The sequence below is a fragment of the Halalkalirubrum salinum genome (genome assembly GCF_005543295.1).
GTDB lineage: Archaea > Halobacteriota > Halobacteria > Halobacteriales > Haloferacaceae > Halalkalirubrum > Halalkalirubrum salinum.
Genome location: NZ_SRSG01000041.1, coordinates 13,773 through 28,485, shown reverse-complemented (window position 1 = coordinate 28,485; position 14,713 = coordinate 13,773). Strand labels below are relative to the sequence as shown.

Annotated in this window: 12 protein-coding genes and 1 pseudogene; 10 read left to right on the top strand and 3 right to left on the bottom strand. The window is 46.5% G+C overall.

Annotation, left to right across the window (positions count from 1 at the left end; all coding sequences use genetic code 11):
- Positions 1-142: 142 nt before the first annotated feature.
- Positions 143-640, bottom strand: a complete 498-nt coding sequence (locus E5K03_RS13610; RefSeq protein WP_138007355.1) for a hypothetical protein — start codon at positions 638-640, stop codon at positions 143-145.
- A gap of 96 nt (positions 641-736) precedes the next feature.
- On the opposite strand from E5K03_RS13610, the gene E5K03_RS13605 reads away from it, so the two are divergent.
- The 4 genes and pseudogenes from E5K03_RS13605 to E5K03_RS13590 all read left to right on the top strand — a co-directional run bounded on the left by E5K03_RS13605 (position 737) and on the right by E5K03_RS13590 (position 4,634).
- Positions 737-1,351 (top strand): hypothetical protein, encoded by a 615-nt coding sequence (locus E5K03_RS13605; protein ID WP_138007354.1) that lies wholly within the window; start codon positions 737-739, stop codon positions 1,349-1,351.
- 53 nt (positions 1,352-1,404) lie between these two features.
- A pseudogene (locus tag E5K03_RS13600) lies at positions 1,405-1,890 on the top strand (Cdc6/Cdc18 family protein); the annotation flags it as partial.
- A gap of 208 nt (positions 1,891-2,098) precedes the next feature.
- On the top strand, positions 2,099-3,052 hold the full coding sequence (gene aglG, locus E5K03_RS13595) for a glucosyl-dolichyl phosphate glucuronosyltransferase (protein WP_138007353.1): 954 nt from the start codon (positions 2,099-2,101) through the stop codon (positions 3,050-3,052).
- A gap of 346 nt (positions 3,053-3,398) precedes the next feature.
- On the top strand, positions 3,399-4,634 hold the full coding sequence (locus E5K03_RS13590) for an orc1/cdc6 family replication initiation protein (RefSeq protein ID WP_138007352.1): 1,236 nt from the start codon (positions 3,399-3,401) through the stop codon (positions 4,632-4,634).
- A 372-nt stretch (positions 4,635-5,006) separates the two neighbouring features.
- Here E5K03_RS13590 and E5K03_RS13585 read toward each other — a convergent pair whose 3' ends face one another.
- Entirely contained in the window at positions 5,007-5,936 is a 930-nt protein-coding gene (locus E5K03_RS13585; RefSeq protein WP_138007351.1) for a PLP-dependent cysteine synthase family protein, read from the bottom strand.
- A 176-nt stretch (positions 5,937-6,112) separates the two neighbouring features.
- Between E5K03_RS13585 and E5K03_RS13580 the strand changes: the two genes are divergently transcribed.
- Positions 6,113-7,729, top strand: coding sequence for an asparagine synthase-related protein (locus tag E5K03_RS13580; RefSeq protein WP_138007350.1), 1,617 nt, complete (start codon positions 6,113-6,115; stop codon positions 7,727-7,729).
- Positions 7,730-7,748: 19 nt separating this feature from the next.
- On the opposite strand, the gene E5K03_RS13575 is transcribed toward E5K03_RS13580, so the two are convergent.
- The gene (locus E5K03_RS13575) at positions 7,749-8,501 is read right to left on the bottom strand and encodes an FkbM family methyltransferase (RefSeq protein WP_138007349.1); all 753 of its coding nucleotides are present in this window, start codon (positions 8,499-8,501) and stop codon (positions 7,749-7,751) included.
- A 790-nt stretch (positions 8,502-9,291) separates the two neighbouring features.
- On the opposite strand from E5K03_RS13575, the gene E5K03_RS13570 reads away from it, so the two are divergent.
- From E5K03_RS13570 to E5K03_RS13550, 5 genes are all read left to right on the top strand, one after another.
- A complete protein-coding gene (locus E5K03_RS13570; RefSeq protein WP_138007367.1) occupies positions 9,292-10,698 on the top strand; it encodes an oligosaccharide flippase family protein in 1,407 nt (468 codons plus the stop codon).
- Positions 10,699-10,739: 41 nt separating this feature from the next.
- Entirely contained in the window at positions 10,740-11,720 is a 981-nt protein-coding gene (locus E5K03_RS13565; RefSeq protein WP_138007348.1) for a hypothetical protein, read from the top strand.
- Positions 11,721-11,797: 77 nt separating this feature from the next.
- Complete coding sequence (locus tag E5K03_RS13560) at positions 11,798-12,796, top strand: hypothetical protein (RefSeq protein ID WP_171006696.1); 999 nt, start codon at positions 11,798-11,800, stop codon at positions 12,794-12,796.
- A gap of 125 nt (positions 12,797-12,921) precedes the next feature.
- Positions 12,922-13,815 carry a glycosyltransferase gene (locus E5K03_RS13555; RefSeq protein WP_205743004.1) on the top strand — a complete coding sequence of 298 codons (894 nt, stop codon included), beginning with the start codon at positions 12,922-12,924 and terminating at the stop codon, positions 13,813-13,815.
- A gap of 2 nt (positions 13,816-13,817) precedes the next feature.
- Entirely contained in the window at positions 13,818-14,705 is an 888-nt protein-coding gene (locus E5K03_RS13550; RefSeq protein WP_138007345.1) for a glycosyltransferase, read from the top strand.
- Positions 14,706-14,713 lie beyond the last annotated feature (8 nt).

Genomic DNA, 14,713 nt, shown 5'->3' with positions numbered 1-14,713 from the left:
ATATTGTGATCTGTGCGGCGATCGGTGGCAGGGTATCTCGAGTGCATTCGCTGGGTGTGTCATACGTAATAAAATAGAACCGCTCGAACTTACAAACTGCTCAAACTTGCGCGACTATCGATGCAGCACAATGCGTGGGATGTTAAATCCACTCCGGCGACGGCCGGTGTTCGTACGCTTCGATCGCAGCGATCGTAACCGATCGCTCATCACAATCTGGGAGCTCTAACTCGGCAGCCTCGTACATATCATAGAGAACCCCGATCTGTTCATAGAGGTTCACCTGTTTCAACAGGTCGATTCCGTACGCAGTGACCGCGTAGTATTTTCTCGGAATTCCGTTGGGAACTGGTGAGGCATCGGCCTCAAGCACCGCCACAATCTCCGAGTCTCGATTGTTGAGATCACGCAAATGATCGCGGATCGTACTTTCAGTAATCCTGTTCCGTGCCGCTAACTCCACGGCACTCAGTGCTCCCGTGGGACTGGCTAAAATTTGCTGGAGGAGCCGGGCCTTCGGCTCAACCAAGATTGCCCGCAGATCAGCGAGACGATCAGGATCCACGTCATGGTCTACCAACTGGTCTGCCCCGCCCTCTCCTCCGGGACGTGTTGCAGCCGAGGAAGCATTCTGTGACATACACACAGATTCAACGCCCAGCCACATATGTTTTGCGACGGTCATCGACAATCATAATCTTCAACGTATAACCCGCCAATCATACCTCTCACAGCCATGGCAAACACGGATGCGCCACCACATATCCAAGATACCCCTCGGCTCGGAGACGCTGACTTCATCTATAGTGGCCTTACTGGTCCTGCGGTTCAAACGATCCACGACAACGCCCTCTCACTCTTTACTGAACTCGAATTGAAAACCATCTCCGACAGCATTTACTTTATTCTCGGTAGTTACGACACCCCGTCAGGCGACCGTGACGGCCCGAAAGACCGCCTTGAAGATACACGTGACATCATCAACGACAGTCCGCTCCCTGCTAGCGCCATTCTGCTCGACGATCTCGACGAGACAAACGAACACTGGTCGAACTTCTACCTCAAATTCCGTTACACGCTCATCGGTACAGACTACACGCTACTTATTGCTGAAGACAACGACGGCGGCCACGAACTAGAGCTGGGCGAAGCCCCGCTCGAAACCACCTTCATATTCAAGCGCGACTACGTCGATCTGGCTATCGACTCCGATCTCGAATATGAAAAATATGATGCCATGATGGCAACGCTCTTCGACATCATGGATCAAAAGGGCCACCTCAACACGTGGACAACGCCTGAAGAACTTCGAACTGACGTCATGAACATCGTTGAGCAAACTCACTACTAACTCGCCGAACCGCTACCCCAGTGGTTCCGCTGTTAATCGAGACGAAATTCGAGCTTATCCACGCGTGGACTGCCGACGGCGCGAAAGATTCGGGAGACGCGAGGCAGGCACTCGATCTGCTTCTTGAGAGTGGCGACATTGCAAGGGAACGAAACGCCGAGCGGGTTACCGAAGACCACGTCCAAGAGGCGCACTCGCGACTACAGACAGATCAGGTCGTACAGGGGATCGCAAACTATCCAACACACGGAAAACTGGTCCTTTTAGCGTTAACCGTGCTCGCAGAGCGCGATCAGACTCCTGCCCGAACGCGTGAGGTTAGACCAGCATACGAGTCAATCTGCTCACAGGAGGGAACGAACCCGATATCCAACCGGGCAATCCGTGAGTACCTCTCGGAACTAGAGACGCTGGGTATCGTTTCTTCGATCGAAAAAAACCACGGCAAACGCGGCGGAAAGTACAAACTCCATGAGCTTGCACAGTCCACGGAGAGCGTTCGACGTGGGTTAACTGATCTACTCACGCCATTGGCGTAGTGGTAGTAGTCGATTCTTTCGTCGTCGAGCGATCGAGACCATTCTGTTGGCACAGATCACCACCTACCTCACACGCGTTAACAGCGGAACCAGTGGGGTGTGTCGCCCACTTCGAATCGACAATGACCTAACGGCCGGCATATCGGTGACACACAACGCACATCGGTGAAACACAATCCTTATTCGCCGTTTGCGTCAACGCTCGAGCATGAACGTTTCCGTCGTCGTCTGCACATATACGATGGACCGATACGACGTGTTCACGGAGGCTGTCGAGAGCGCGCTCGCACAGACCTACGAGCCGATCGAGGTCGTGTTGGTGATCGACGGTAATCCGGAGGTGTACGAGCGGGTGGTGGAAGATTTCGGCGATCTTGAGAACGTCGTGGTCCACAACAACGACGAGAATCGTGGGATTTCGTACTCGCGGACGAAGGGCGCGGAGCTGGCGTCGGGCGAGATCGTCGCGATGATCGACGACGACGGGGTCGCAGAGCCCGACTGGATCGATCGGTTGGTCGAAACGTACGAGCGGACCGACGCGGTTGCCGTGGGCGGACACGTGAAGCCGAACTGGGTCGGCGGGAAGCCGGATTTCTTTCCCGAGGAGTTCTACTGGCTCGTCGGCTGCGACGAACGCGGCATGGGCGAACACATGGAGGAACTGCGGAATACCTACGGCTCAAACATCTCGTACAGACGGGACGTGTTCTTGTCTGTTGGGGGGTACGATGAGAACACGGGCCGAAAGGGCGATCGGCACATTCAGGCGCACGAAGCTCCCGTCTGCGTTCGGATTCGTGATCTGACTGGGAAGGGTGTCTTATACAATACGGCGGCGGTTGTGAACCACACGCTGTTCGAGTATCGAGGCAACTTCCGGTGGTTGGTTGAGCGATCGTTCTGGCAGGGGTACTCGAAACGGATCATGGACCAGATTTCACCCGAGACGAGCGGCGATAAAAACGAGTACCTGTTCGATCTGTTGTTCACGTACGTGCCGCTGCGGCTGAAAGAGTTGTTGCGTGAGCCGTCAATTTCGAAGGTGAAGCAATTAGTTGCTATTTTCGTGTTTACTGCGGCTGTTGGGTTTGGATATCTATATGGGATGACGAAGCGGGAGTTATCGAATGAGGATGGGTCGGAGATGTCGATCGCATAGGCCGGAAGGGCGATCTCAGTCAAGAAGGCAGATACTTTACCCCACAGACACACCACCGTTTCAATCGTTTTATTCGTCTGTGTAGGGTTCTGATCGCCAACTCATCGAGAACATGAGGATGGGAAACACACCACTATTTCAATCGTTTTCGAGGTCATTTTGATCGAGTTTGATACTGAGTAGAACACACCACTGTTTCAATCGTTCTTAATTTGCTACATCCACCGCGAGAGTAACGACTGAAACAGTGGTGTGTGCGTTTACAGATACGCATACCTAAACGATTGAAACAATTGAAACGTTTGAAGGCTAGATATAAGTATCCTCGGCTGGTGGTTTAGAATAGATGCCGATCTTCGAACGCGATCAGACGATCTTTGAAGACGAAGATATACTCCGAGAGGATTACCAACCAAAACGGCTGACCGAACGAGATGACGAATTAGATGCGTTCAAGGCATATCTCCAACCGGTTATTAATGGTAAGCAGCCGCGGAACATCTTCTTGTACGGGAAAACTGGTGTCGGTAAAACGGCTGCGACGCGGTACTTACTTGATCATCTCGAACGAGACGCTGAGCAGTATGAGGATCTCTCTATAACGACAATCTACTGTAACTGTGAGGATCTCACCTCAAGCTATCAGGTAGCGATCGAACTGACGAATCAACTCCGAACAAAGAACAACCAACTCAGTTCCACCGGGTATCCACTTAATGAGGTGTACAACAAGCTGTACTCCGAGTTAGAAGCGCTCGGCGGGACAATACTCGTCGTTCTTGACGAGGTCGACCAGATCGGAGACGACGATTCGATTCTGTACCAGCTTCCACGTGCACGCGCAAACGGATATCTTAAAGATGCGAAGATCGGCATTGTCGGAATCAGCAACGATTTCAAATTCCGCGAGAACCTTGACCCCCGAGTTGAGGACACTCTCTGTGAGCGCGAAATCCACTTCCCACCCTACGACGCAACCGACCTCCAGGCGATCTTGGAGCGGCGGTCTGCCCTCGCCTTTCGAGACGATGTCCTTGATTCTGAGGTGGTGCCGCTGTGCGCCGCGTTCGCTGCACAGGATCGCGGGAGTGCACGCCAAGCGCTTGATTTGTTATTCGAGGCTGGTGACCTTGCCCGGCGCAATGATCGTGAACGAGTCACCGAAGCAGATGTACGTCGTGGTCAACAGCTCTTGGAGAAACGACAGATTGAACAGAGTCTCCTTGATCTTACGGTCCACGGCCATCTGACGCTTTTCACCATGGCAGTGTTGACTGTAGAAGGCGCTGTTCCAGCACAAAAGCTGGATATCTATACCCGCTACGAGCGGTTCGCCCGGGAGCTCGATCGCGAGCCCCTGAGCGATCGAAGTGTTCACAGCCATCTGAACGAACTCGTGATGCTCGGCGTGCTTGATCGGCGTGAGCATAACCGTGGCCGAGCAGGCGGAATCTTCTACGAGTACACGCTGGCTGTGTGCGTTGACACCGTCTTTTCAGCACTCGGAGACGTACAGGCGTTCGACGGGATCGATCTCGAAACTCTGCGCGATCGATGCCTCCGAAAGCGACAGAACGATTGAAATAGTGGTGTGTGTCTGATCAAACTATTGATAAGCCTGATTGTGCTTTTGGCTTGATTACGCATAGACGAAATCCATTTAACCGATCGATTGTACAATGTCGAGGGTCTGTTCACACACCTACGCATTACAGCTATAGATGATGTCCGTCTCATTATAGTGGGTGATCCGGGCATTGTCGTACAAAGGAGCGCAATCAGCAGTACGAATAGTGGAGTCGCTGTCGACAAAAATAATGCAGTAGCCGTTGGAGGTGCGGTTTGGCGAGAAGCAAATAAAGCATTGATCGGATGCCGGTGGAATCGTTGTAGATAGGAATAATATCGGGCTTCACAATAGTTACTGAATTTTGATATGATTTTCGAAGAGTTTTTACATATAATTAAGAGTGTCAAAATACTGTTCTCCTCCATCGCAGACTATGGAGACTACAGAAGCATTCTCATTTTCATTTGCAATATTATAAGCAATTTTAAATGCCGCTCCGGCGGATGTTCCAATCAACAGCCCATCTTCTCTAGCTGCTTTTTTAGCCCATTGGATGGCCTCTTCATCTTTTACTGATATAATTTCATCGATGTAATCAAACCACATCGTTGGAGTTTCACCCCCTTTTCCTAGCCCTTCGATTTTAGTATCGTATTTGACTGGTTCCTTATCATAAAATGACGTACTAATGTTGGATTTTTTAGCGTCTACCCCGATTATATTTACTGAAGGATCTTGATTTTTAATATATTTACCAATTCCGGATAGAGTGCCGCCAGTTCCCATAGGACAAACTATGTGAGTTAATTTATTTGTCTGATTCCAAAGCTCCGGCCCAGTCCATTTTTCATGAACTTTAGGATTTAATTGATTATGATATTGATTTAGGAAGATACCTCCCCGTTTATCGGCAATTTGCTGTGCTTTCGCTCGATAGTGATCTTTATGATCAGAGTTGACGTCAGGACACGTAACTAATTCTGACCCAAAAGCTTTCACAAATCCCATTTTCTGCGGACTCGTTTTCTCAGGAGTTGTGATAATACTATCATGCCCAAGTCGATTTGCGGCAAGTGCAACAGCTCCGGCAGTGTTCCCTGAGGACGCTTCGATGACAAGGTCACCATCAGAAATCTCACCAGACTCTCGCATCTCAAGAATCATTCCGAGACCAATTCTATCTTTCATTGAGCCTGTTGGATTTTCTTTTTCCAATTTAAGATGGAGATCGCCTAAGAGATTCTTAGGATGTTCGACGAGAGATGTTTGACCGATCAGAGATAAAACTGGGTCGTCAATATTATACGGGTTCATGTTCTAGGATTTTCAATTGGGAGCTTGATGTTCTCATCCGTTCTTACTAATTTGTATGTATTTGAGTCCGAATATAAGTGCTCTTTCCTCATCGGTTATATCAAAGCATAGAATCATTTTAAATCAAGTGGTTTTTTTATTATAGGAATAAACACAAGGATATCACTGACTCATTCATGAATCCACAAATAGAATTAAACAATAATATTTGGGTGAGGACTGGTGACACTTACGTACGTGGCCATGTTTTTTACGAGGGAGATTACGTTGATTCCTCAGATCTCGGAAGAATAGTTAACAATACTACTGGGGTAGAAGAAATATCTAAATTGCTAGACGAATTCATCGGCTTCTATGGAATAGTTATTGATCGTGATGAGCAAACAATTCTCGTAGCCGATCGTATGCGAACGGGTCCGTTATTCTATTCTCAGGAAAATGGAGATCTCTTGGTGAGTGATGATTGTAGTTGGATAATAGACCAGATACCTAAAACGACTTGGTCTGAGATCTCAAGAATAGAGTACAAGACATCCCGGTTCGTGACTGGATCACATACCCTATATAAAGAAATCAACCAAATTCAGTCCGGTGAAATTGTAGTATTTGATAAGTCTAAGAATGAGTTCTCATTTTACCAGCATCATGTACACACTGTTACTAAACCTGAATATGGATATGAAGAACTAGCTAAAGAGTTTGACAGAGTTCTAAAGTCCGTTTTTAATAGAATAGTTGAAATAGCTAATGATCGTCCGATTGTGCTCCCACTGAGCGGAGGGTACGACTCACGACTGATTGCACTAATGTTGAAGCGTGTTGGTTACGAAAATGTAATAACATATACAATAAACACAGGGGGAAAGAATACAGACATAGCGAAACGTATAGCAGAAAATCTCGGATTTCCATGGTACTCGGCTAAATTGACTCATTCAGATTGGCAAGAGTTCTACGAATCGGATGTGTGGAACAATTATTTCAATCGCGCGGCGTATATTGGTAGTCTTCCACATCCAACCAATGTACCCCCAATACGAAGATTAAAAGAATCAGGCATTTTACCTGAAAATGCATTATTCCTTCCAGGCCATTCGAGCTTGGATTCAATGAAAGCAACACCCGTCGCATTTGAAAATCAAGATGAGATTAATTTGGATCAATTAACTAATGCAATTATTGACCAGCACTTCAAGTATAATGAACACCTATCTATTCCATTTGAGGATGTCCGGGATAGAGTAGCCGAGACACTTGGACTAACAGAAGATCGGACTCCTAGCTCTCTTATGGAGGCTTTTGAACGATGGCGATTGAAAGAGCGGCGAGCAAAATTAATCGTAAATGGTGTTCGGGCAATTGAATTTTCTAAATATCAGTGGTGGATGCCTCTGGAAGATAAAGAATTATATGAATTTTGGCGGCAGGTCCCGATAGAAAAAAAGCGACATCGATCATTCTATGAGAAATATATTAAACAACTATATGTCGAAATAGCAGGGGTAAGTCTCAGGGAAGCAGGCCATGTCGCTGACAATGATTTAAAAGCTAATATCTCTAATATGATTCGTGGTCTTCCGATTGAGTCGGCCGTTCGTCAACTATACTCACTTTGGGATGAGAGTATATTCAGATATATTTATACAAAGTATTTTCAACTCGGAAAGATGTATGAGTCAGATCCCAGGTATGGTATTACAACCAAAGAGAAATTAAAAAATAATTATAATGGTCAATCTTTCTTATTTTTTTCACTACTCGCACTTTCTGTAACAGGAGATATTGAATTATAATAAACTAGGTTAAGCGAATCTATTTATTAAGTTTCGAACCTAATATGTGAATCTCATTATTTCTTTGCCTAAGAGTTCTTAATTCATATCCTGCCGAAATTAGGAGGGATCTTATATTTTCTATGTCTGTATGCTGTGGGTGGATTTCAACCAAAATAGAATGTGAATTTTCTAACCCTGTTTTAAATCCCCTAATTACGTCTAGCTCTACACCTTCAACATCAATTTTTATTATATCGGGGAGAGGTAACTCATGTTCTTCAATAAGATTATCTCCAGTTGTCGCAGTAACTTTCTCAATTTCTTTCATTTTATCTCCAGATTTGGTCGTAAATGTTCCTGTACCGATCTCATAGGTATCTTTGTCTGGAATACAAAGGCTAGTTGTTCCCTCCACATCACTCAGAGCATATTCTAAAACAACACCATCAACACCATTTCTCTCCATGTTCTCACGTGCTCTAGAAGCGGTTTCAGGATGTGGCTCAATCGCCACAATTTGATTCCCTCTCTGTCCGATATAGCACGAATGTGTTCCTATATTTGCGCCAATATCCCAAAAGACATCGTTTGGCTCAATTTTAGAAAGTAAGGTTTCAATTACAAAATCTTCATTCTGATAATCAATTGCACGAAGAAATTCACGGAAGGAACCAACCCCTAGTGTGACTGATTCACCTCCAACGGTTCTCGTTAATAACTTGCCGGAAGTATAATACTTAAATTGAAGAAATCGCCACTCGAGATGTTCCCTAATTGCATCTACTTTCATATTAGAGATTTACTCTTCCTATACATAAACAGCTTTATTGAAAAATCGGTCGATCACATCAGTCGTAGTGAAAGTGTCTGCTTCGGGAAAGTATGTAAACAAACTAAGTGGACAACAGAATGGAACCCATTTTCCGCACTCTGTATTAGATAAGCAACAAGTTTCTGAAATCAAAGGGTCGTTACACATGATCTATCGATACATATCAGTCACCTTGGTTGCGTATCTAATGAAGAAGTACTTCTCTCCAAAATTGTTCCATAACGTACCGCTTTTGCTAATTTCAGTAGATACATACATAAAGATCAATAAACTATTATTCCTCAATTGAGAAGGTACTGAGCGACTATGTTGGTTGAATGACTAAAATACAAATTATTGATGAAATAGATTCACGGTATGAAACGAGTCTCAATTGCCTTCTGACCCTCGTCAATGGCCGTACCAAGCTGATCTTCACACAAATGCTTCAATACATTTATTCGATGACTTATGATAATTGCTACTCACTACGCTCTCTGAAGCCTCAAAGATAGCACTGGTCACTTTAGCCGTGTGAGCACGGTCTTGGTTCGATTAATCTTGAGAAATTGTTCTGATTGTACCGTTTATAATAAGAGAACGGTGTGACAGTGGATTTCACCGTCTTATGGCGATTCAGCACAGCCATTCGTGATGTACGATAGCTGTGTTTTCGGGGCCAAAGCGCGACATTGATACGGTGGCAACGTAATCTTCACATTATCTGCGATCCCCTGGGTGATATCTTATGAGATATGGGCGCACCACGATGGTGAGTTTTTTGTCGAGTATGGTGATGTCTGTCTCTGGATTTATCGCGACTATCGTTTTGACACGAACGCTTGGACAAAATCAGTATGGAATATATGTAGTTGTTTTGTCTGTTTTGTCGTGGGTTGCAATCGCGGGGAAATTAGGGATCCCGGAGGCCATTAGAAAACGTATTAGTGAAGTCAATGAGGGGAACTACGTCATTGCTGGTGCTTTAGCTCAATTGTGTATATATATCGTATTAGTACTATTTCTATGGCTGTCACGCCCTTACTTAAATAAATTTATGGGAATTCAGGCAACTTGGATTCTGATTTTAATGCTTTTAGCTCATTTATTTATTGAGTTTATTCGTGTGGTGTTGGACGGTCAGCATCTTGTCCATGTCTCGAGTATTTTAGTTCCTGTAGAATGGACTAGTCGAAGTATCGTTCAGGTGGCTCTTGTTCTTACTGGATTCGGAATTACAGGTGCCTTCGTAGGTTACATTGCGGGCGCTGTTGTCGCAGTTGCCATTGGCTTTTATTTTATTGATATCCCTAATAATGTCCCATCTCGGAAAGAATTCACCCGTCTCAGATCCTATGCCCAATTCTCTTGGCTCAGTTCTGTTAAAGGAAGAACATTTCTCTCAATGGATACGATCGTACTTGCTGTCTTCGTCTCCAACAGCCTCATTGCAGTCTATGAGATCGCATGGAATTTGGCGTCCCTTTTTTCGACCTTTGGTGGCTCCATCTCCCAGACGTTATTTCCAGAAATGAGTGAGAAAGCGTCTGAGGGTGACTCGGAGGCAGAGATCGCTGGACTGCTACGCGTTAGCCTCGCTTTTTCTGGGTTGTTCGTCATACCGGGACTCATTGGAGGTGCAATCGTCGGAGATATTGTGTTAACCATTTATGGTCCAGGATTTGATTCTGGCTATTATATCCTTCTCATTCTCACTTTTGCACGACTTCTATATGGCTACATGAGTCAATTCGTGTCCACGATTAACGCACTCAACCATCCAGAGCTGACGTTCTATATCAATATAATTTTTGTCTTAATAAATACTGTATTAAATATCGGTCTAACCTGGCAATACGGGTGGTACGGAGCTGCCGTAGCTACAACTGTATCCGCTGGCTTAGGACTGTTTTTGGGATATCATTACGCACGTAAAATTACCAAGGTTATTATTCCGATTAGCGAGATAGCAAAACAGTTCACTGCAGGAGGAATCATGGCGGGAATTGTACTTAGTGGTCGCATTCTTTTAGGTGATTCACTTCTACGGGTGATTGGACTCGTATGCTTAGGTGCCATAGTTTACTTTATTACATTGCTCATTCTCTCTCGGGAATTTAGGACAACGGTTCAAGAGAATCTCCCGTTCCGTGTACCGGTCTTTTCTTCACCGTAGATCGGACACTTCATTGTTATGCGGTCTACTATCAAAATTACATGCAGACCCACGTCAAAAAATGGCTTGCAGAGATGGGTGAGCGATTCCGAGAAAATCCGATTCGAGCACCAATGTATGTGATTTACACGTGGTATCTTGTTTTTTGGTACGCGGTTACCTCTCGAATTCCGATAGGTACGAATGTCTACGAGCGGGATTGGGATTTACTTATTATCCTTGATGCATGTCGTGTTGACACGCTAATCGAGGTTGCGCCTGAGTACGATTTCATTGAGGATGTTGAGACAATTTGGTCCGTTGGCAGTCAGTCCGATGAGTGGATGGTGAACACTTTTATACCAGATTACGATAAAAAAATTAATCAGACCCACTACATTACTGGTAATGGCCACGCCACACAACTATTTGAAAGAGGAATTTTCCCTCCGAAAAATAATACAACTCCATTCGATTTTTCTCGTTGGGAGATAGTCGATACTGAAGATTTTGCAAATATTGATTTCGTATGGAAACAGAACCATGATAAACGATATCGTATTGTACTTCCAGGAGTGATAACCGATCGCGCGATTCATCTGGGACGGTCTTGTGGGTTTGACAGATTGATAGTACATTATATGCAGCCACATTTACCGTACATTGGCCGTGCTCTGCCTGAGGATAGAGAAGCAACGGACCTCGAGATGGAAGGATACGAACAACTAGAGAACAATACTGCCGATAGAAACGAAGTTTACGAACTGTACCGTGATACACTGCGTCTCGCGTTGGATGAGGTCGGAGAACTTTTACAAAATATTGACGCGGAAAACGTCGTAATCACCGCGGACCACGGTGAGGCATTTGGCGAATTTGGCGCTTATGGTCATCCAGAAGGATTCCCACATCCAGTGGTTAAGAAAGTGCCGTGGATCCGAACTAGTGCCGTAGATACCGGTAGTCGAAAACCAAGCCTCGAAACGGACCCGGATGAAACGGTGGACTTAGAACAACATCTGAAAGATCTTGGATACCGGTGAGGATATTTTTCTGCGAAAATCTTTCTATGAAACGTATTTAACTCCCCATCGTCATATTCGTAGTAACTGTTCTAAGAATGACCATAAGTTTCAAACAGTGGACAACTGAAACCGTATCGAACATACGCGAAAGCAACCAGCCCCTCCCCATCCGAATATTTCGGCCAATTTATTACATTTATGTTGCATTTCTTCTTACTCTTACACGCTGGCGACCATTTGGAACGAATATTTTCGAACGTGACTGGGATACACTAATCATTCTCGATGCATGTCGGGTTGATGCCCTACGGGAGGTAGAAGACGAGTATAAATTTTTGACAGTTAATGATTCAATTACTTCTGTTGGTAGCACCTCTTTTGAATGGTTGAACCACACTTTCGACAAAAAGTATCAGGAGAAAATTCAACAGACGGCATACGTAACCGGAAATGGATACACAGAGCGGGTATTCGAAGAAAATGGGTATACTGGCAATGCAGCGATTCCATTTGGACCATCAGAGTACAGTGTCGTCGATACGGACGATTTTAAATATCTCGAGGAATTGTGGCGAGCAGATTTTCAAGACTCTTCCGAATGGATAGTCGGAAGTGGGGATGTGACACGAATTCACCCCCGGTATACGACCGATCGTGCCATTAGAGCGAGTCGAGAATCCGACGCAAACAAATTAATAATACACTATATGTATCCACACACACCGTATCCACTTGCGGAGGATCCAGATTTAAGAGATCCATTCGAACCTCTTCGGGCAGGGAAACTCTCTAAACAAGAGGTTTGGGATGAATATCTGGATAATCTCCGCTTCGTGCTCGATGAAGTGGAAAAGTTACTGGAGAATATCGACGCAGAATCAGTCGCAATTACTGCCGATCACGGAGAAGCGTTCGGAGAGTTCGGTATGTATTGGCACTTTATTGGTTGTCCACTTCCAGTCATGAGACGTGTCCCATGGGCGAAGGCGACTGCTCATAATTCTGGGGAGTACGAACCCAGCGCGCCAGCTCCGGATTCAATGGCTGGATCAACTACGGCGGAGCAACAACTTAAGCAACTTGGATATCTATAATCGTTATAAGAGTTAACAAGCCGATAGTCGATAATTCAGCGGTCGGTTCCAAAATCACTATCATCTTCGATTTAACAAATGAAAACACGACACATTATATGCAAAATAATTCTTCGTCTCTTCTCATGGCTTCAGTTATTTTGCCAGTCTACAACGACGAAGAGGGCGTTCAAACTACTCTACGTTCACTAATCACTAATGAATACGACGAGTATGAAATAATTCCAGTAGACAACAACTCGACTGATAACACGGGTGACACGATTGACCAGATAGCGTCCGACTACTCAAATATCGCACATCCACAAGAGGAGACAGCGATCCAGTCTTCCTATGCAGCCAGAAATACTGGAATCGAACACGCTTCTGGTGACGTCCTCCTCTTTCTCGACGCGGACATGTGGGTTCCCAAAACCTGGATCGAAGACATGGTCACAGCCCTCGAATCCAACGATTACGACTATCTCGGCTGTAACGTCGAAGTAATCGCAGACGATCGGCCCAATTTCTGGGAACGCTACGAACAGTCGTTCTCTTTCCCCGTCGAAACTTACCTCGAGGACAAACACTTCGCCCCGACCTGCGCCCTCGCGGTCAGACGTGAAGTCTTCGAGGAGATCGGATTATTCGACGATCGCCTCGAGTCCGGCGGCGACAAGGAGTTCGGCCAGCGGGTCCACCGTGCTGGATTCAAACAGGGATATGCTGATGACGTCACCGCATATCACCCCGCCCGAAAGTCATGGGATGCGCTCAAATCGAAGGCGCTCCGGATCGGACGTGGTCGCGCACAGAAGCGTCGGTACCACCCAGAGCTCGCCGGACCCCATCCGCTGCATCCGATCAACTACCTCCCGCCGAGTCCGTTCCGACTTCAGCGTCGTTTCTCGGGACAAGATGTTTCGCTTCCGTCACTCGTTGGGTTCTATCTGCTTGAGTACGTCCTGAAGCTCACCCAGAGTTACGGGATGCTTCGAGAAACACTCACACAACGGCGATCGAAACGCGAGGAATCTTGACGATGATCTCGATCGTCATCCCCGTCTACAACGATCCTGAAGGTATCCAGACCACCCTCGACTCTATTCTCAATCAAACCATCTCTGACTATCGAATCGTCGTTGTCGACAACAACTCTACCGACAACACCTCAGAAATCATTTGTTCCTACCAAGCGTACCACGACAACCTCGTCCTTGTCCACGAACGCGATATCCAATCCTCCTACGCCGCCCGTAACACAGGTATTAGAAACACCGACACTGAAATTCTCGCGTTCGTTGACTCCGACATGACCGTCTCTGAGGATTGGCTTGAGTCGGCCTTCGACACCTTCCAAACCTCAGACGCCGACTACATGGGCTCTAATGTTGAGCTCACCCTCCCCGACAACCCGACTCTCCCCGCCCGATACGACCACCACACCGGCTTTCCTGTAAAACAGTACATTCAACACCAGCACTTCGCTCCCACGTGTTGTCTATTCGTCCGCCGGGAGGTCTTCGAAGACGTCGGCCTGTTTGACCATCGACTCGTCTCCGGTGGTGACAAGGAGTTCGGCAACCGGGTCCACGAGGCGGGGTACGACCTCCAGTTCGCCAAGAACGTGACGATGTTCCACCCGACCAGGAACAGCCTCCGCGCACACGTCAAGAAGGATCTTCGGGTAGGTTGCGGTCTCTGTCAACTCCAGCGATACCATCCCGATCGCTACGGCACGCCTGGCGTCCCACCCAGACCCAGCGGGATCAAACGTCCCGAGCGAACCCTCCCGGTAAGAGATCGAATCGCATTTGGCGGGGTCTCAAAGTTCCTTACAGGCGTCCGTGGCTTGGGCTACTATCGTGAGTATCTTACTGGCAATCGACAGCACGATATTGACGACGGTATTCCACAACTCAAAACCTGAATCAGCAG

Bases quoted from the DNA above. Each gene is read 5' to 3' on its own strand.
- E5K03_RS13610 (WP_138007355.1), bottom strand. From the start codon at position 640: ATGTCACAGAATGCTTCCTCGGCTGCAACACGTCCCGGAGGAGAGGGC.
- E5K03_RS13605 (WP_138007354.1), top strand. From the start codon at position 737: ATGGCAAACACGGATGCGCCACCACATATCCAAGATACCCCTCGGCTC.
- aglG (WP_138007353.1), top strand. From the start codon at position 2,099: ATGAACGTTTCCGTCGTCGTCTGCACATATACGATGGACCGATACGAC.
- E5K03_RS13590 (WP_138007352.1), top strand. From the start codon at position 3,399: ATGCCGATCTTCGAACGCGATCAGACGATCTTTGAAGACGAAGATATA.
- E5K03_RS13585 (WP_138007351.1), bottom strand. From the start codon at position 5,936: ATGAACCCGTATAATATTGACGACCCAGTTTTATCTCTGATCGGTCAA.
- E5K03_RS13580 (WP_138007350.1), top strand. From the start codon at position 6,113: ATGAATCCACAAATAGAATTAAACAATAATATTTGGGTGAGGACTGGT.
- E5K03_RS13575 (WP_138007349.1), bottom strand. From the start codon at position 8,501: ATGAAAGTAGATGCAATTAGGGAACATCTCGAGTGGCGATTTCTTCAA.
- E5K03_RS13570 (WP_138007367.1), top strand. From the start codon at position 9,292: ATGGTGAGTTTTTTGTCGAGTATGGTGATGTCTGTCTCTGGATTTATC.
- E5K03_RS13565 (WP_138007348.1), top strand. From the start codon at position 10,740: ATGCAGACCCACGTCAAAAAATGGCTTGCAGAGATGGGTGAGCGATTC.
- E5K03_RS13560 (WP_171006696.1), top strand. From the start codon at position 11,798: ATGACCATAAGTTTCAAACAGTGGACAACTGAAACCGTATCGAACATA.
- E5K03_RS13555 (WP_205743004.1), top strand. From the start codon at position 12,922: ATGGCTTCAGTTATTTTGCCAGTCTACAACGACGAAGAGGGCGTTCAA.
- E5K03_RS13550 (WP_138007345.1), top strand. From the start codon at position 13,818: ATGATCTCGATCGTCATCCCCGTCTACAACGATCCTGAAGGTATCCAG.